General features: G+C 70.6%; 16 protein-coding genes and 1 pseudogene. 15 read left to right on the forward strand and 2 right to left on the reverse strand.

The features are described 5' to 3' along the window. The first annotated feature begins 69 nt into the window (after positions 1-69). The 4 genes from ACFVYR_RS15185 (at position 70) to obgE (ending at position 3831) form a co-directional block, all read left to right on the forward strand. Complete coding sequence (locus tag ACFVYR_RS15185; RefSeq protein ID WP_384257549.1) at positions 70-1422, forward strand: phospholipase D-like domain-containing protein; 1353 nt, start codon at positions 70-72, stop codon at positions 1420-1422. Between the two features lie 211 nt (positions 1423-1633). After that, complete coding sequence (gene rplU, locus ACFVYR_RS15190; RefSeq protein WP_365355698.1) at positions 1634-1954, forward strand: 50S ribosomal protein L21; 321 nt, start codon at positions 1634-1636, stop codon at positions 1952-1954. A 14-nt stretch (positions 1955-1968) separates the two neighbouring features. Further along, positions 1969-2223 (forward strand): 50S ribosomal protein L27, encoded by a 255-nt coding sequence (rpmA, locus tag ACFVYR_RS15195; protein ID WP_030564037.1) that lies wholly within the window; start codon positions 1969-1971, stop codon positions 2221-2223. 168 nt (positions 2224-2391) lie between these two features. Beyond that, positions 2392-3831 (forward strand): GTPase ObgE, encoded by a 1440-nt coding sequence (gene obgE / locus ACFVYR_RS15200; protein ID WP_384257553.1) that lies wholly within the window; start codon positions 2392-2394, stop codon positions 3829-3831. A gap of 150 nt (positions 3832-3981) precedes the next feature. On the opposite strand, the gene ACFVYR_RS15205 is transcribed toward obgE, so the two are convergent. Further along, the gene (locus tag ACFVYR_RS15205) at positions 3982-6081 is read right to left on the reverse strand and encodes a hypothetical protein (protein WP_389611894.1); all 2100 of its coding nucleotides are present in this window, start codon (positions 6079-6081) and stop codon (positions 3982-3984) included. A gap of 286 nt (positions 6082-6367) precedes the next feature. Between ACFVYR_RS15205 and proB the strand changes: the two genes are divergently transcribed. The 5 genes and pseudogenes from proB (at position 6368) to ACFVYR_RS15230 (ending at position 11491) form a co-directional block, all read left to right on the forward strand. Further along, entirely contained in the window at positions 6368-7495 is a 1128-nt protein-coding gene (gene proB, locus ACFVYR_RS15210; protein ID WP_384260254.1) for a glutamate 5-kinase, read from the forward strand. Positions 7496-7719: 224 nt separating this feature from the next. Then, entirely contained in the window at positions 7720-8199 is a 480-nt protein-coding gene (locus tag ACFVYR_RS15215) for a hypothetical protein (protein ID WP_384260270.1), read from the forward strand. Between the two features lie 82 nt (positions 8200-8281). Then, positions 8282-9574, forward strand: a complete 1293-nt coding sequence (locus ACFVYR_RS15220) for a glutamate-5-semialdehyde dehydrogenase (RefSeq protein WP_384260251.1) — start codon at positions 8282-8284, stop codon at positions 9572-9574. An 82-nt stretch (positions 9575-9656) separates the two neighbouring features. After that, positions 9657-10262: pseudogene (locus ACFVYR_RS15225) on the forward strand (hypothetical protein); the annotation flags it as partial. A 116-nt stretch (positions 10263-10378) separates the two neighbouring features. Beyond that, on the forward strand, positions 10379-11491 hold the full coding sequence (locus ACFVYR_RS15230; RefSeq protein ID WP_384260248.1) for a hypothetical protein: 1113 nt from the start codon (positions 10379-10381) through the stop codon (positions 11489-11491). A gap of 66 nt (positions 11492-11557) precedes the next feature. Here ACFVYR_RS15230 and ACFVYR_RS15235 read toward each other — a convergent pair whose 3' ends face one another. Then, complete coding sequence (locus tag ACFVYR_RS15235) at positions 11558-12649, reverse strand: M48 family metallopeptidase (protein ID WP_384260246.1); 1092 nt, start codon at positions 12647-12649, stop codon at positions 11558-11560. Between the two features lie 99 nt (positions 12650-12748). Here ACFVYR_RS15235 and ACFVYR_RS15240 point away from each other — a divergent pair, with 99 nt between their 5' ends. From ACFVYR_RS15240 to ACFVYR_RS15265, 6 genes are all read left to right on the forward strand, one after another. Continuing rightward, entirely contained in the window at positions 12749-13108 is a 360-nt protein-coding gene (locus ACFVYR_RS15240) for a hypothetical protein (protein WP_384260275.1), read from the forward strand. An 86-nt stretch (positions 13109-13194) separates the two neighbouring features. Then, on the forward strand, positions 13195-13359 hold the full coding sequence (locus ACFVYR_RS15245) for a hypothetical protein (RefSeq protein WP_150184080.1): 165 nt from the start codon (positions 13195-13197) through the stop codon (positions 13357-13359). A gap of 67 nt (positions 13360-13426) precedes the next feature. After that, a complete protein-coding gene (gene nadD, locus ACFVYR_RS15250; protein ID WP_384260243.1) occupies positions 13427-14065 on the forward strand; it encodes a nicotinate-nucleotide adenylyltransferase in 639 nt (212 codons plus the stop codon). Positions 14066-14081: 16 nt separating this feature from the next. Further along, positions 14082-15869 carry a LytR C-terminal domain-containing protein gene (locus tag ACFVYR_RS15255; RefSeq protein WP_384260241.1) on the forward strand — a complete coding sequence of 596 codons (1788 nt, stop codon included), beginning with the start codon at positions 14082-14084 and terminating at the stop codon, positions 15867-15869. 98 nt (positions 15870-15967) lie between these two features. Continuing rightward, positions 15968-16411 (forward strand): ribosome silencing factor, encoded by a 444-nt coding sequence (rsfS, locus tag ACFVYR_RS15260; RefSeq protein ID WP_384260238.1) that lies wholly within the window; start codon positions 15968-15970, stop codon positions 16409-16411. Continuing rightward, positions 16408-17049 (forward strand): histidine phosphatase family protein, encoded by a 642-nt coding sequence (locus ACFVYR_RS15265; protein ID WP_384260236.1) that lies wholly within the window; start codon positions 16408-16410, stop codon positions 17047-17049. Before rsfS ends, ACFVYR_RS15265 begins: the two co-directional genes overlap by 4 nt. The last annotated feature ends 59 nt before the right edge of the window (positions 17050-17108 follow it).

Raw genomic sequence — 17108 nt, forward strand, 5'->3', positions numbered from 1 at the left:
GATAAGCGCAGTGAGGCGCGAGCGTGCGGTTGGGGAGACGGTGCGCGTGCGTCAGGGGAGGGATGACAGATGGCGCACGCGCGCCTGCGAGGCACGGGACGCCACCGTGCCGTGAAACCGGTCAAGGGCGGCCGCCAGGCGGTGGCGCTGGCCACGGTCCTCTCGGCGGCGGGCATCCAGGCCGCCGGCTCCGTGGGGACCGCATCGGCGGAGCCCGGGCCCACCTGGACGGAAGGGCCGATCTTCAACGATCCCAAGGGCTCCGTCGACCAGCAGTACGCGGTGCGCACCCGGCTGGTCGAGCTGACGAACGCCGCGGTGCCGGGCTCGACGATCAAGGTCGCGGTCTACCACGTGTGGGAGGCCACGGTCGTCGACGCGCTCGTCGCCGCGAAGAACCGCGGCGTGCACGTGCAGATCCTGCTGGACTCGACCAGCAGGACGGACCGGCCGACGAACCCCTCGTACAACCAGCTGAAGAGCGCGCTCGGCACGGACCGGAGCAGAACGTCGTTCGTCTCGGTCTGTCCGACGGACAAGTCCTGCCTGGGCAATCCGGCGTACGGCAAGTCGATCATGCACAACAAGTTCTGGCTGTTCTCCCAGGTCGAGGGCGCCAGGGACGTCGTCGTGCAGACCACGTCGAACTCCACGCCGTCGGCGCACACGAAGTTCTACAACGACGCGCTGCTGCTGCCGGACAACCCCGCCATGTACGACGCGTACGCGGACTACTTCACCGACATGCTCGGCAAGCGCTGGGCCGACTGGGACTACCGCACGGTCAGCAGCGGCCGCTACAAGGCCTACTTCTTCCCGCGCAACGGCACGGTCAACGAGACCGACACCATGTACTCGGTCCTGAACAACGTGAAGTGCACGTACAAGGACGCGGCGGGCGCCACCCGGCACACGAAGGTCCGCGCCGCGATCTTCAAGATCACCCGGAAGCAGATCGCCGACAAGCTCGTCTCGCTGAAGAAGGCGGGCTGCTCGGTGAGCATCCTGTACGCGGAGACGGACAGCGCCAAGAGCCAGGGCGGCACCCCGGGCACCTGGGAGCAGCTGCACAAGGCGGGCGGACCCTCGGTGCGCTGCTTCAACGACGACCGGGACCCCCTGCACCCCGGCACGCCCCTCACGACGCCCTACATCATCCACTCGAAGTACCTGCTGGTCGACGGCGTGTACGACGGCAAGCGGAACAAGGTGTCCTTCACCGGCTCGCAGAACTACACGGCGCCCGCGCTGCGCGAGAACGACGAGGCGATCGTCAAGATCGACGACGACTCGGTGCACGACACGTACCGCTCGCACTTCGACAGGACGCGGGCGGTGGCCTGGCCGGGCAGTGCCGACAGGACGGACCTGTGCAAGGGTGTCAAGCCGCTGCCGCAGGACGGTGAGAAGGCGATCAGGTGAGCGGGGGAACAGGGCCGGTTTGACCCGTCCGGGTGTGCCCCGTAATCTTGACCGTCGGCGTGTTCCTATGCACCGCCACCCCCTGTAAACCTTTTTCCTTCCGAATCGCGGGCACTGTTCGTCGTGGACGCCGTTCCGGGTCGGGAGAGGCTGCCCGCTCTGTGGGCGGCTGGACTGCGGGGGCCCCGTTCCGAGCGAGAGAGAGATCCGCGTGTACGCCATCGTGCGCAGCGGTGGTCGCCAGCACAAGGTTGCTGTCGACGACATCGTTGAGGTTGACAAGATTTCCACTGCCAAGGTTGGCGACACGGTCGAGCTCTCGACCCTGCTCGTTGTCGACGGCGAAGCCGTGACGAGCGACCCGTGGGTGCTGGCCGGCATCAAGGTCCAGGCCGAGGTCGTGGACCACCACAAGGGCGCGAAGATCGACATCCTTCGCTACAAGAACAAGACCGGCTACCGCCGTCGTCAGGGTCACCGTCAGCAGTACACGGCGATCAAGATCACCGGTATCCCCACGGCTGCGAAGTAAGGGACTGAGACAAGATGGCACACAAGAAGGGCGCATCGTCCACTCGGAACGGGCGCGATTCCAATGCTCAGCGGCTCGGCGTGAAGCGCTTCGGCGGTCAGACCGTCAACGCCGGTGAGATCCTGGTCCGCCAGCGCGGCACCCACTTCCACCCGGGCTCGGGCGTCGGCCGCGGCAAGGACGACACCCTGTTCGCGCTGGACGCCGGTGCGGTGGAGTTCGGTACCCACCGCGGCCGCAAGGTCGTGAACATCGTTCCGGTCGCCTGAGTCCGTCTTCACTGACTGATCAGGCGCTCGTCGAGCGAGTTGTGCGAGGGCGGACCTTCTTCCCGGTGATCGGGAAGCGGGTCCGCCTTTCGCGTGTTACAGCTAAGACATTTCCGTACGCCCCCTCTGCCCTGCAGGCGTGGGGGGACCCCCAGGAGGCACCGAACCATGACCACCTTCGTGGACCGCGTCGAGCTGCATGCCGCCGCGGGTAACGGGGGCCACGGCTGTGCCTCCGTCCACCGTGAGAAGTTCAAGCCGCTCGGCGGCCCGGACGGCGGCAACGGCGGCCGTGGCGGCGACGTGATCCTGGTCGTCGACCAGGACGTCACGACGCTCCTCGACTACCACCACAGCCCGCACCGCAAGGCCACCAACGGCCAGCCCGGCGCCGGCGACAACCGCTCGGGCAAGGACGGCCAGGACCTGATCCTGCCCGTCCCCGACGGCACGGTCGTCCTCGACAAGGAGGGCAACGTCCTCGCCGACATGGTCGGCCAGGGCACCACCTTCGTCGCGGGCCAGGGCGGCCGCGGCGGCCTCGGCAACGCGGCCCTCGCCTCCGCCCGCCGCAAGGCCCCCGGTTTCGCGCTGCTCGGCGTGCCCGGCGAGGAGCGCGACCTCGTCCTTGAGCTCAAGACCGTCGCCGATGTGGCCCTCGTCGGCTACCCGAGCGCAGGCAAGTCCTCGCTGATCTCCGTGCTGAGCGCGGCCAAGCCCAAGATCGCGGACTACCCGTTCACGACACTGGTACCCAACCTCGGCGTGGTGACCGCGGGCTCGACCGTCTACACCGTCGCCGACGTGCCCGGCCTCATCCCCGGTGCAAGCCAGGGCCGCGGCCTCGGTCTGGAGTTCCTGCGCCACGTCGAGCGGTGCAGCGTGCTCGTCCACGTACTCGACACGGCGACCCTGGAGTCCGACCGCGACCCCGTCTCCGACCTCGACGTCATCGAGGCCGAGCTGCGGGAGTACGGCGCGGGCTTGGAGAACCGTCCGCGCATCGTCGTCCTCAACAAGATCGACGTGCCCGACGGGCAGGACCTCGCCGACCTGGTCAGGCCCGACCTGGAGGAGCGCGGCTACCGCGTCTTCGAGGTGTCCGCCGTCGCCCACAAGGGCCTCAAGGAGCTCTCCTTCGGCCTGGCCGAGCTGGTGGCCGCGGCGCGTGCCGCGAAGCCGAAGGAGGAGGCGACCCGCATCGTCATCCGCCCCAAGGCCGTCGACGACAGCGGCTTCACCGTCACCCGCGAGGACGACGGCATCTACCGCGTCCGCGGCGAGAAGCCGGAGCGCTGGATCCGCCAGACCGACTTCAACAACGACGAGGCCGTCGGCTACCTCGCGGACCGCCTCAACCGCCTCGGCGTCGAGGACGAGCTGATGAAGGCGGGCGCCCGCAGCGGCGACGGCGTCGCCATCGGCCCCGAGGAGAACGCGGTCGTCTTCGACTGGGAGCCGACGATGATGGCGGGCGCGGAGATGCTGGGACGCCGTGGCGAGGACCACCGTCTCGAAGCGCCCCGGCCGGCCGCGCAGCGGCGCAAGGACCGCGAGGCGGAGCGGGACGAGGCGCAGAAGGCTTACGACGACTTCGAGCCGTTCTAGGCGGTTGCCGGTGGCGGCGCCTTGAGCGGTGCCGGGGTGTTGCCTCCGTCGAGGTGCCCGGCACAGGGATATATGAGAAGGCCCCCGGAGCCAGAGCTCCGGGGGCCTTCTCATGTATTCGGCGGGGGCCTTCTCAGGTGTTCGGCCCGGTCACGCGGTGACCGAGTCCTCCGCGCCGTTCTGTTCGGGCTGTTCCGTCGGGTCCTGTTCCATTTCCTCGGCCGCTTCCTCCGCGGCGCGCTGGCCGGGGATGTCCGCGTCGACGCGCTGGTCCATGCGGGCGCGGCGGGCGTCGGCCTGGGCGCACAGGGCCAGGGCCGCGGCGTTGAAGCGGGTCAGGGAGGGCGGGTCGGAGGGGCCGAGGAGGTGCTCCTTGAGCTCGGCGCGGGCCTCCGCGTGGGAGTCGAGCTCCGGGGCGCGCACGGACGTCAGGAGGGCCGCAAGGCCGCCCGCGTCGGGGGTGAGGATCGCCGCGGCCGACGCCGTCGGGAAGCTCGCGCGGAACTCCGCCTCGGACATGCCCGCCGTGTTGGCGACGGCGTACGGCTTCGCGCTGCTCAGCCAGTCGGAGACGACCGAGGAGACATCGCTGATCAGCAGGTCGGCCTGGTTGAAGCAGGAGAAGATCGCGGGGCGCGCGGAGGTGATGATCTGGTGCTCCCACTCGGGGAAGGACGCCCAGAACGCGTTCCCCCACGCGTCCGTCGCCGCGGCCACCGCGGCCTGCTGGTCGCCGTCCGGCGAACCCTGGAGCATCATCCGCTCCTGTTCGTCGGCGCTCTTGCGGAAGGATCTGGCGGTCAGCCGGTCCAGCTCGGCGGTGCGGCGGGTCAGCTCGGCGGCGGCCTCGGGGCCGGGCCGGGCACCGGAGCGCTTGGCGTTGGCCGCGAGGATCATCGCCTTGATGCGCTCGTTGGCGGCACCGGCCTCGGGGTTCTGCGAGCCCGTCATCGGGTGCGGCTTGTAGAGGAGGCGTACGCCCGGGTCGGCGAGGAGCTCGCGGACGATGTTCTCGCCGGCCAGGACCACCGAGGTGTTGCCGGGGTTGCCGTCCCAGCCCTCCCAAGTGGGGGCGTACAGGACGGTCGTGTACGCCCCGGTGGGCGGGCCGGAGTACGGGCGGATCGGAGACAGCTGCGGGCGGCCGACCTCGACCACGTCCTTGTCCTCGACGCCGATGTCCGCGAGCTGGTAGCGGTCGCGGGCCGCGGGGCCCGCCACCCACACCTGGTCGTACGCCTTCGCGTAGGGGTTGCAGGAGGAGAGCTTGTCGCTCTCGCCGTGGTTGATGAAGGCGTGCTTGATCGTGGGGATGCGCAGGACCTGGGAGGTCTTCGCGGCGTTCGCCGGGTGCAGCATCATCTTCAGCGTCGACGTCTCCAGGGAGAACATCGTTGCGACCTTCGGGAAGCAGATGATCGGGACGTCGGTGGCGTCGATCTTCTGCACCATGAACCGCTCACGCAGCACGATCAGCGGCTTGCCGTCGAGCGCGGAGAGGGTGGAGAGCCACATGTTGGCCTGGTACGCGGAGGTGGAGCCGCCCGAGAAGTACATGGCGACGGTCGGCTTGTACTCCGCGAGCCACGCGTCGAGCCACTCCATGACCTTCTGGTCGTTCTTCGCCCGCTTCTTCGGGAGCAGCCAGGTGGCGAGGTAGAGCGCGCCGGCGCCGATCAGGACGATGGAGACGGCGAGTCCGATGCCGCCCCAGTACGCGTCGGTGGTCGCCGCGGTGAGGAGGAGGCCGACCGTGCCGGGCACCGAGAACGTCAGGAGGCGGTGGGCCTGGCGGCGGGAGAGGATCCGCGGCGGGGCGGCCGTCAGGTGCAGCTTGGAGGTGTCGATGTTGCGCGTGACGATGGGCAGCGTACGGGTGCGCCGCACGAGCACGGCGACGGCCTGGCAGCCGAAGTGCAGGGCGTAGAACGAGAGCAGCGCGATGGTCAGCGGCGACTGCTCGGCCAGCGGCTCGATGCCGTCTATGCGCAGCAGGCCCACCAGGATCAGCATGTCGCGCAGCAGCTGGCGGACCGTGACGTCGAAGCGGATCTTGCCAAGGAGGGAGAGGAGGCCCGGCTGCTTGTACTGCAGATAGATGTCGAGCGCGAGGTTCGCGGCGGCCGCGGCGATGAATACCGGGACGTAGGGAATCAGCGCGGTCGCGAGCTGTGTCGCGAAGAGCGCGAACATCGCGAACAGCGCTGTCAGCTGCACGATGCGACGGGGTGCGAGTCCGGCAGAGGGCACGGGCTTGGGCTCCTGGCGGGGATGGAGGGGGAATGGGGGGAAGTCGACCACTGACCGTATGACGTGCGGTGGCCCGGTAGCAATCTCCCGTGACGTCAATCACCGGATAAAGGGGCAAAGAGACTGAACCACAAGGTTACTTTTCCCCTCTGACTGAAATACGTCCGTGCGCGCCGCGTGTTGCGGTCCGCCCCTCGAAACACCCGGGCGCGCCGCACCCGGGCTCACGTAGATTGCAGGTCCGGAGAGTGCAGATCCGGGACACCGGGATCATTTGGGGAAGCGCGTGGCATCGGCAAGGCAGTCAGTGGCAGAGGCCCGTCGGGTCGTCGTCAAGGTCGGATCGTCGTCCCTGACCACCGCGTCGGGGGGCCTGGACGCGGACCGTGTCGACGCCCTCGTCGACGTCCTCGCCAAGAGCCGCGGCGCCGGCGAGCGGGAGATCGTGCTCGTCTCGTCCGGCGCCATCGCCGCGGGCCTGGCCCCGCTGGGCCTGGCGCGGCGCCCCAAGGACCTCGCCCGGCAGCAGGCCGCCGCCAGCGTGGGCCAGGGGCTGCTCGTGGCCCGCTACACCGCCTCCTTCGCGCGGTACGGCGTACGGGTCGGACAGGTGCTCCTCACCTCCGACGACATGGCCCGCAGAGCCCACCACCGCAACGCCTCGCGCACTCTCGACCAGCTGCTCGCGATGGGCGCGCTGCCAGTCGTGAACGAGAACGACACCGTGGCGACCGACGAGATCCGCTTCGGCGACAACGACCGGCTTGCCGCCCTGGTCGCCCATCTGGTCCACGCCGACCTCCTCGTCCTCCTCTCCGACGTGGACGGCCTCTACGACGGCGACCCCGCGAAGCCCGGCACCTCCCGCGTCGACGAGGTCAGGGGCCCCGGCGACATGGCGCACGTCGAGATCGGCAGCGCGGGCAGGGCGGGCGTCGGCACCGGCGGGATGGTCACCAAGGTCGAGGCGGCGCGGATCGCCGCCGCCGCCGGTATCCCGGTCGTCCTCACCTCCGCCAGCCAGGCCGGTGACGCCCTCACGGGCCGTGCCACGGGCACGTACTTCCACCGGACGGGCCGGCGCTCCGCCGACCGGCTGCTCTGGCTGCAGCACGCCTCGGAGCCGCGCGGCGCGCTCGTCCTCGACGAGGGCGCGGTGCGTGCGGTCGTCGAGGCGCGCAAGTCGCTGCTGCCCGCCGGTATCGCCGGGGTCGAGGGCGACTTCACGGCGGGCGACCCGGTCGAGCTGCGGGACGCCGGGGGGCGGGCGGTGGCGCGCGGCCTGGTGAACTTCGACGCCAAGGAGGTCCCGCTGCTCATCGGCCGCTCCACGCGGGATCTCGCGCGCGAACTCGGACCTGCGTACGAGCGGGAGGTCGTGCACCGGGACGACCTCGTCCTGCTGCACGGGTAGGGCCGGAGAAGTCCCAGCTCGCGTCGGACCGTCCGCCCCGTCCGCCCCACGAGCCCCGGCCGAAAACCGCCGCGAACGGCCACGGCGGCCCGGCCCGTGCGAGGTGAAACTCCCCAAAACCGCCCCGCGGGGCGGCTTGGCCTGCTCAACTTTGGTGAAGACAGTTCCGCACGACCATTGCGTATCTGCATCACCATTGCGTAGAGGAGGCCGTCGTGAGACGAGTGCGCCCAGGGGCGGCGTCCCGCGGCTCGGCTGAGCGGACGCTGACGAGCGTCGCGGCGGGGGCAAGGTACGAGAGCGAGCCGCACGGGGTGCGGGAGGGGGACCAGGGCGAGAGCCGGGAGGGCGAGAGCGCGCGGACGCCCCGCCTCTGGCACGTCACGCTGAGCGTCTCCGGCGCCGAGGCCCCGCTCGACGAGCTCAGACGAGGGCTCGAACAGCTCGCCCACGACCATCCCTTCCTGCTCACCAGCAGATACGCGCCGGACCACGCCGAGATCCGGTACTGGGAAGAGGCCCGGGATCTGCACGACGCGGCCGCCGTCGCCCTGCGGCTCTGGGGCGAGCACCGGCAGAGCGCGCAGTTGCCGCCCTGGGAGATCGTGGGGCTCGAGGTGATCGGCAGGGACACATATCACCAGCGGATAGCCGAGGGCTACGGTCCGTTACCGGCCACTCCGGTGGGCGTGCACCCGTTTTGAGCCGTCGTGCCGTCCCGGCGGGGCGGTCTCGGTAACTGGGATGCCGGGTGGACGCCCAGGGCGGGGGGATTACCCTGCGGGCATGACGTCGCTCTCTCCCGTCTCGCCCTACGACAACCTCTCGCCGGTCGCCCAGGCCGCCTACCGCGCCCGCGGCGCCGCCGCCACGCTCGCGCCACTGCCGCGCGCCGCCAAGGACGACGCGCTGCTCGCGATCGCCGACGCCCTGGAGGTTCGGACCGCCGAGATCGTCGAGGCCAACGGCAAGGACGTCGAGCGCGCCCGCGAGGCCGGGACCGACGAGGGCATCGTCGACCGGCTCACCCTCACCCCCGAGCGGGTCCGCGCCATCGCCGCCGACGTGCGCGACGTGGCCGCCCTGCCCGACCCGGTGGGCGAGGTCGTCCGCGGCTCGACGCTGCCCAACGGCATCGACCTGCGCCAGGTCCGCGTCCCGCTCGGCGTCGTCGGGATCATCTACGAGGCCCGCCCGAACGTCACCGTCGACGCCGCCGCCCTCTGCCTGAAGTCCGGCAACGCCGTCCTGCTGCGCGGTTCGTCGTCGGCGTACGCCTCGAACACGGCCCTCGTGCGCGTCCTGCGCGACGCGGTGCACGGCGCGGGACTGCCCGCCGACGCCGTCCAGCTCGTCCCCGGCGAGAACCGCGACTCCGTGCGCGAGCTGATGCGCGCCCGCGGCCTGGTCGACGTCCTCATCCCGCGCGGCGGCGCCTCGCTGATCAGGACCGTCGTCGAGGAGTCCACCGTCCCGGTCATCGAGACCGGCACCGGCAACTGCCACGTGTACGTCGACGCCGAGGCCGACATCGACATGGCCGTCGACATCCTGATCAACTCCAAGGCCCAGCGCCCCAGCGTCTGCAACGCCGCAGAGACGCTGCTCGTGCACCGCGACATCGCCGACGCCTTCCTGCCGCGCGCCCTGGACGCCCTCGCCGAGGCAGGCGTCACCGTCCACGCCGACGAGCGCGTCCTCACGTACGCGGACGCCACCAAGGCCACCGTCGTGCCCGCGACCACCGAGGACTGGGAGACCGAGTACCTCTCGTACGACATCGCGGCCGCCATCGTCGACACCCTGGAGCAGGCCGTCGAGCACATCCGGCTGTGGACCTCCGGGCACACGGAGGCCATCGTCACCACCTCGCAGCGGGCCGCGCGCCGCTTCACCCAGCTCGTGGACTCCACCACGGTCGCCGTGAACGCCTCGACGCGCTTCACCGACGGCGGCCAGTTCGGCTTCGGCGCCGAGATCGGCATCTCCACGCAGAAGCTCCACGCGCGCGGCCCGATGGGCCTGCCCGAGCTGACCTCGACCAAGTACATCGTGACGGGCGACGGCCACGTGCGCTGAGCGCCCGCCGGGTTGAACGCCGTACCGGTCGAATTCCCTTACCGGCTGCCCAAATTGCCCCCTCCAGGTCTACTCTGGAGGGGTGCCGGAGGACGTGGGGGGCACGCCGTCGTTCCCTGACGGCTGGGAGCCCGACGACGAGCGCGACCACGGGGGTGCGGACGAAGAGTTCGCCTCCGTGGTCTTCGACGAGGACTTCGTGCGGGCCGCGGAAGTCCATGAACCCTCCGCCGTGGAACGGCTGTTGGCCGCCGCGCAGGCACGCGCGGACGCCTCCGAGGCCGAGGCCCGCCGGGCCCGCATGCGAGGCCGCGGCGCCGACGCGACGGACGACGAGCTCCACGAGGACGGCTTCGGCCCCGACGACGGCGTCTTCGGCCGGGACGACGACCTCGACGAGGCCTGCGGACACGACCCCCTCATCGAGACGTACGGCCGCCCGGGCCGCCACCCCGGCCGGATCCGCTGGCACCGCCCCATAGCGTGGATGCTCGCCCTCCTGATGGGCATCGGCATGGTCGCCCTCGCCTTCACGGCCGTCTACCGCGGGGCCTCGGGCCGCCAGGACCAGATGCCGTCGCCCGCCTCGACCGAGGTCGGGCGGAGCACCGGCGAAAAGGTGTCGTCCGCCCCCTCCGACTCGGCCGAGTTCAGCCAGCCGACGGTGCCCGCGGTACCCCACAGACCGGGAGCGCGACCCCGCCCGGCCAGGCATATCGCAGCCGTACCCGGCCGTGAGGAGTTGTCGGAACTTGTCGTGTACCAGGGCGTTTACCTGACGGCCGGGAGACCTACCCTGAAGGTATGGGCGGTCCAGGAGATCCACCGGCGGGGATGCCCGAGGGCGCCCCAGGCGGCGGCGAGGACGAGTACGGATCGGTTGTCTTCGACGAGTCGTTCGTCCGCGCTGCCCGCCTCCAGGAATTCTCCGCGCAGGAGCGTCTCGACGACCACACCCGGGCCGTACGCCGCCGCCCCGGACTCCACAAGACCCTGTCCCGGCAGCTCGTGATCCTCGTCGTGCTGATCGCGGCCGCCTTCGGCACGGCGATCTACATGGGCGTACGACAGCCGTACCAGTCCCCGGTGGCCAGGCACCCCGAGCCGCTGCGCATGACGGTCGTCCCGCTCGCCCCCGCGGACCGCGTGCCCGGCTCCGGAAGCGTCGCCGACCTCTACGCGCACAGCCCGGCCGCACAGTTCCGGATCGGCGCGGGCGGCATCAACCTCCCCGCGGTGCGCCGCACTTCGCATTTCGCGGACAGTCAGGTGATGGCCGCGCTGATCACCGCCAAGGACTACCTGGTCGAGTCCTCGCTCGACCCGGACGTGCTGACCGGCGACTCGGCACGCTCCGTGCGGATCCTCCTCGACCCGGAGCAACTGCGCCAGTTCGACCGGAGCCTGGCCCGCCCGGTGACCGACGGGCGGCACGCGGCCACCGGCTGGCTGGTGCGGTTCGACCCGGCGCGGACCGCGCTCGCCGACAAGCGGGTCAGGACCGACGGCACGCTGCGGGTCGCCGAGGCCGACAAGAACACCCTCGAAGTGATCTCGGACCACACGTTCGTGTACGCGCTGCGGCCGGTCGCCCGCAGCACCGGCGAGGACCGGGCCGAGGCGTCCCTGTTCACCGTCCGCCGCGCGCTGCACTTCCGCTTCGACCGCGACGACCTGCGGATGCACCGGGCCGAGCTGATCACCTCCACCACCGAGGCGGGACCGCTCGCCTGCGCCTCCGACACGGCGGGCCGGCTGCGGCCGCTGCTCGCGGGACAGAAGGCGAAGGCGGGCGGCCCGGCAGGCACCGATCCGTACGCGACCGGGGACGCGACGGCGCTGTGCGGCTCACTGGCGGCGACCGCACAGCCCTCGCTTCCGGCCTCGGCCCCGACGTCGTCGGCGGCGGTGTCGTAGGGGGGCTGCTCGCAGCGTGCCCGTGGGGCTACTCGTGCCCCGTGGGGCTACTCGTGCCCCGTGGGGCTACTTGCCGCCGTCGTCCCGCCGGTCATCACTCCGCGCGTCCCCGCCGCCCTGTCCGGTGAACTTCCCGCGCAGCTTGCCGCCCAGGTCGCCCGCGCCGCCCGCGATGTCGTTGACCAGCTTCATCAGCGGGTCCTTGCTGTTGCGCACGTCGTCGGCGTATGAGGACGCCGACTGCCGGAAGGAGTCGGAGACCGAGGTGTCCTTGTCCTCGTCGCGGCGCGGGTAGTGGCCGTCCATGATCCGCTGGAAGTCGCGGGTCTCAGCCCACTTCTTCAGCTCGGCGGCGCGCACCGTGGCGAAGGGGTGGGTGCGCGGCAGGACGTTGAGGATCTTCAGTACGGAGTCGCGCAGGTCGCCCCCGGCCTCGTACTCCTCGGCCTGCTCCAGGAACGCGTCCACGTTCATCTCGTGCAGGTGGTTGCCGCCCGCGAGCTTCATCAGGCCGCGCATCGACGCCTTGAGGTCCTGTCCGACGAGCAGCCCCGCCCGGTCCGCCGACAGCTCGGACTTGCGGAACCACTCGCGCAGGGCCGTCACGATCGCCATGATCGCGACATTGCCGAGCGGGATCCACGCGACCTTCAGCGCGAGGTTCGTGAGGAACAGCAGGATCGTGCGGTAGACGGAGTGGCCGGAGAGGGCGTGGCCCACCTCGTGACCGACGACCGCCCGCATCTCCTCCTCGTCGAGCAGCTCCACGAGGCCCGTCGTCACGACGATGATCGGCTCGTCGAGGCCGATGCACATCGCGTTCGGGTTCGGGTCCTGGTTGACGTACATCGGCGGGACCTTCTCCAGGTCCAGGATGTAACAGGCGTCCCGCAACATGGTGTTGAGGTGCGCGAACTGCGCGTCGGACACCCGCACCGAGTCCGAGAGGAACAGGAGTCTGAGGCTCCGCTCGGGCAACAGTCCGCTGAGCGCCTTGAAGACGGTGTCGAAGCCGCTGAGCTTGCGCAGGGCCACCAGGGCGGAGCGGTCCGCCGGGTGCTCGTAGGCTCGTGACGAGATGCCGGGGAAGCGCCTGCGCTGCCGGCTCGGCACGCGCTCCTGGCCCTCGCCGTCCCCGCGGTGGTTGTCGTCGGTCATGCCGCATCCCCCATGTGTCGTCTCCTCCTGCCCCCGAGGTTTGGCCCAGCCTAGGCGGAGATACCGTGACAGGGCAGCACACAGAAGGAGTCATCCGTCATGGAGCACAACCCCGGAGCCGACTGGCTCACCGAGGCGGCCAAGGCCGCGGAGCGGCAGGGTCCGGGCAATCTGCTGCGGATCGTGCTGATCGTCATGGTCGTCGGATGCGTACTGGTCGGCTGGTTCCTGCTGCGCGGTTACCGCCAGAGCAGCGACAGCGGTTCGGTCCGCGGCGTGGAGCACATGCCGCAGGGCGCGCGCGGCGCAGGCAAGGACGGCGTGCCCCGCGAAGACAGCGCAGGCGGCGAAGACGGCGAAGACGGCGAAGACAGCGCGGGCGGCGCGGGTACGGGCAGCACACCGCGCAGTGCGCCGGAAAGCACGTCCGACAAGAGTGCCGACCACCGCAACGGCTGAGTCGGCGTAAGGCGGAACGAGCCCCCCGCTTACGATGGGCCGGAAATCTTTATGTCCATCCCACCTCCGGATAGGTCCTGCCTGAGATGAGCCTCCACAGCAACGCCGCCCAGCTGGTCACTCTCGCCTCCGAGGGCGGCGAGCACGGCGGCAACCACGAAAGCCTCAGCCCTCTCCTCACCGGCGGCGGCGCGTTCGTCGTCCTCCTGCTCCTCCTGTGGATCACCACCCGCTTCAACCGGGACCGCTGAGCGGGGAGCGTCCCGAACGGGACCGCTGAAACAGGGCCCGTCCGCCGGGCCGGTAGGGTCTGCACGCATGGGAGAGCAGGACATGCCTACCGGTCCGGAGACCGGTCCGGTGAGCAACGGCAAGCGCCGCCTCGGCGTCATGGGCGGAACGTTTGATCCGATCCACCACGGACACCTCGTGGCGGCCAGTGAGGTCGCAGCGCAGTTCCACCTCGACGAGGTGGTGTTCGTGCCGACCGGCCAGCCGTGGCAGAAGAGCGACAAGCAGGTGTCACCCGCCGAGGACCGTTATCTGATGACGGTCATCGCGACCGCGGAGAACCCGCAGTTCTCCGTGAGCCGCATCGACCTCGACCGCGGCGGGGCGACCTACACGACGGACACGCTGCGCGATCTGCGTGCCCTCAACCCCGATACAGACCTCTTCTTCATCACGGGTGCCGACGCCCTCGGCCAGATCCTCACCTGGCGGGACACGGAAGAGCTGTTCTCCCTCGCGCACTTCATCGGGGTCACCCGGCCCGGCCACACGCTGGCCGACCCCGGACTTCCCAAGGGTGGTGTCTCCCTGGTGGAGGTGCCCGCCCTGGCCATCTCGTCCACGGACTGCCGCGCGCGGGTCGCCGCCGGGGACCCGGTCTGGTATCTGGTGCCCGACGGCGTGGTGCGTTATATCGACAAGCGTGAGCTGTACCGCGGCGAATGAGCCGAGAGGGGCACCGGTGAACGACCGACAGTACGACCCTTATGCGGGCAGCGACCCGTATGCGGGCGAGTACGCGGCTGATCAGTACGAAGTCGTCGGGTACGACGAGTACGGGCGACCGGTGTACCAGCAGGTGCGGCCTCAGCAGCCCCAGCAGCCGCAGGTGCCTCAGCAGCAGGCGTACGGGTACGACTCCTACGCGGGCGGGCAGCAGCAGGGGTACGACGCCGGGGCCTACGGGGCCGGCTCGTACACCGGCGGCACGGGCTACGACGCGTACGGCACCACCGGGGCCTCGTACGACAGCGCCGGGACTTCGTACGACAGCGCCGGGACTTCGTACGACAGCAGCGGAACCTCGTACGACAACAGCGGCGCCCCCTACGGCACGGCGGCGGTCCAGGACACCGGCTGGATCCCCCAGCAGCAGCAAGCACCGCAGCAAGGTCCGCAGCAAGCGCAGCCCCCGGCCCCCGTCGCTCAGCCGGAGCCGGAGCCCGAGCCGGAGCGCGAGCGGGAGCAGGGGCGCGAGCGGCCGGGTGAGTACAAGACCGAGCAGTTCTCGTTCATCGAGGAGCCGGACGAGGACTCCGAAGACGTCATCGACTGGCTGAAGTTCACCGAGAGCCGCACCGAGCGGCGCGAGGAGGCCAAGCGGCGCGGGCGCTCCAGGGTCGTCGCGCTGGTCGTGGTGCTCGCCCTGGTCGTCGCGGGCGGCGTCGGCTACCTGTGGTTCGCGGGCAAGCTGCCGGGCCAGTCGGACGGCGGGGGCGGCCCGGCCGCGGCGTCCGGACCGCAGAAGCGCGATGTGGTCGTCGTCCACCTGCACAACACCAAGGGCGGCGGCACCTCCACCGCGCTCCTGGTGAACAACGCCACCACCAAGCAGGGCGCCACCGTCCTGCTGCCCAACTCCCTCGGCGTCTCGGACGACGACGGTACGCCGACGACGCTCGGCAAGTCCGTCGACGACGACGGCTCCACCGGCACCCGCGAGGCGATCGACACGGTGCTCGGCACCGAGGTCGAGGGCACCTGGCGCCTGGACACCCCGTACCTGAACAACCTTGTGGAGCTCGTCGGGAACATCGACGTCGACACGGACACCGACGTGCCCGACCCCAAGGCGAAGAACGGCGAGGCGCCCCTCGTCAAGAAGGGCGAGCAGCAGACCCTGAGCGGGCCGATGGCCGTCGCGTACGCCACCTACCGCGCGTCCGGCGAAGCCGAGTCCGCCCAGCTCAACCGGTTCGGCCAGGTCATGCAGGGCATCCTGCGCAAGCTCTCGTCGGACCCGCAGGCGGCCACGACCACCGTCCAGTCGCTGGCGCAGATCCTCGACCCCTCCCTTGAGGAGAAGGACCTGGGCGCCTTCCTCGCCAAGCTCGCCGACCGGGCGAAGGGCGGCGACTACAGAACGACGCTGCTGCCGGTGCGGCAGGACGGCACACTGACCGAGCAGGCCGGTGACACGGTGGTCAAGGACGTCCTCGGCGGCGCGGTGAAGAGCCCGGAGAAGGGCGCGGCCGTGCGGGTCGGCGTCAAGAATGCCTCCGGGAAGAAGGCCGCGGCCCAGGACGCCCGGGTCACCCTGGTCAACGGCGGCTACACCTTCATCGACAGCGGCGCGGGCAGCACGGCCGAGGCCACCTCGCAGGTCACCTACGCCGACGCGGCCAAGAAGACGCAGGCCACCGAGGTCGCCAAGACCCTCGGCCTGCCGGCGAGCGCGGTCCGCAAGGGCAGCACGCCGCGGAACGTCGACGTCTTCGTGGTCCTCGGCCAGGACTACCGGAAGGGCTGAGGGAGGCCGTGCGGGGGCGGTGACGTAATCGTCTGGGGCTCTGTCGGTGGTCCGTGAGACCCTGGGGGTGTATCCACCACCCGAAGGAAAGCTCACTAGTGACCGCCACGGACCGCTCCACCGAGCTCATCACCGTCGCCGCCCAGGCGGCTGCCGACAAGCTCGCGCACGACATCATCGCGTACGACGTCAGCGACGTGCTGTCGATCACGGACGCCTTCCTGCTCGCCTCCGCGCCCAACGACCGCCAGGTCAAGTCGATCGTCGACGAGATCGAGGAGCAGCTGAACAAGCAGCTCGGCGCCAAGCCGGTCCGCCGTGAGGGCGACCGCGACGCCCGCTGGATCCTCCTCGACTACGTGGACATCGTGGTGCACGTCCAGCACAGCGAGGAGCGCGTCTTCTACGCGCTCGAGCGCCTGTGGAAGGACTGCCCCGAGATCGACCTGCCCGAGGACGCCAAGGCGACCCGCGGCAAGGCCGCCGAGCACGCCGAGCAGCGGGCCGCGGAGGAGGCCGACCTGGACGGTGAGCTGCGGTGACCAACCGCGGCTGCCGGATCATCCTGTGGCGGCACGGCCAGACCGCCTGGAACCTGGAGCGCCGCTTCCAGGGCTCCACGGACATCGAGCTGACCGAGACGGGCGTCGCGCAGGCCAAGCGCGCCGCCCGTCTGCTCGCCTCCCTGAAGCCGGACGCCATCGTCTCCTCGGACCTCAGGCGCGCGGCCGCCACCGCAGGTGAGCTCGCCGCGATCACCGGCCTCCCCGTCGCGTACGAGGAGGGCCTCCAGGAGACGTACGCCGGGAAGTGGCAGGGCCTGACGCACGACGAGATCATCGCCCGCTTCGGCGACCAGTACGCCGCGTGGAAGCGCGGCGAAGCGGTGCGCAGGGGCGGCGGAGAGCTGGAGACCGAGGTCGCCGACCGCGCCGCTCCCGTCGTCCTGCGCCATGCCGAGAAGCTCCCGGAGAACGGCACGCTGGTGGTGGTCAGCCACGGCGGCACCATCCGCACCACGATCGGCCGCCTCCTCGGTCTTGAGCCCCACCACTGGGAGGGGCTCGGCGGTCTCACGAACTGCTGCTGGTCGGTCGTGGGCCAGGGCGCGCGCGGCTGGCGCCTGCTCGAGCACAACGCCGGCACTTTGCCGGAACCGGTGCTCGGCGACGACGACTGAGCCCTGCGGAACCACTCCGGAACCGCTCCGGCGGGCGGCCACCCCCGGATTTCACATTC

This window comes from Streptomyces sp. NPDC058284 (assembly GCF_042881135.1).
Taxonomy (GTDB): Bacteria; Actinomycetota; Actinomycetes; order Streptomycetales; family Streptomycetaceae; genus Streptomyces.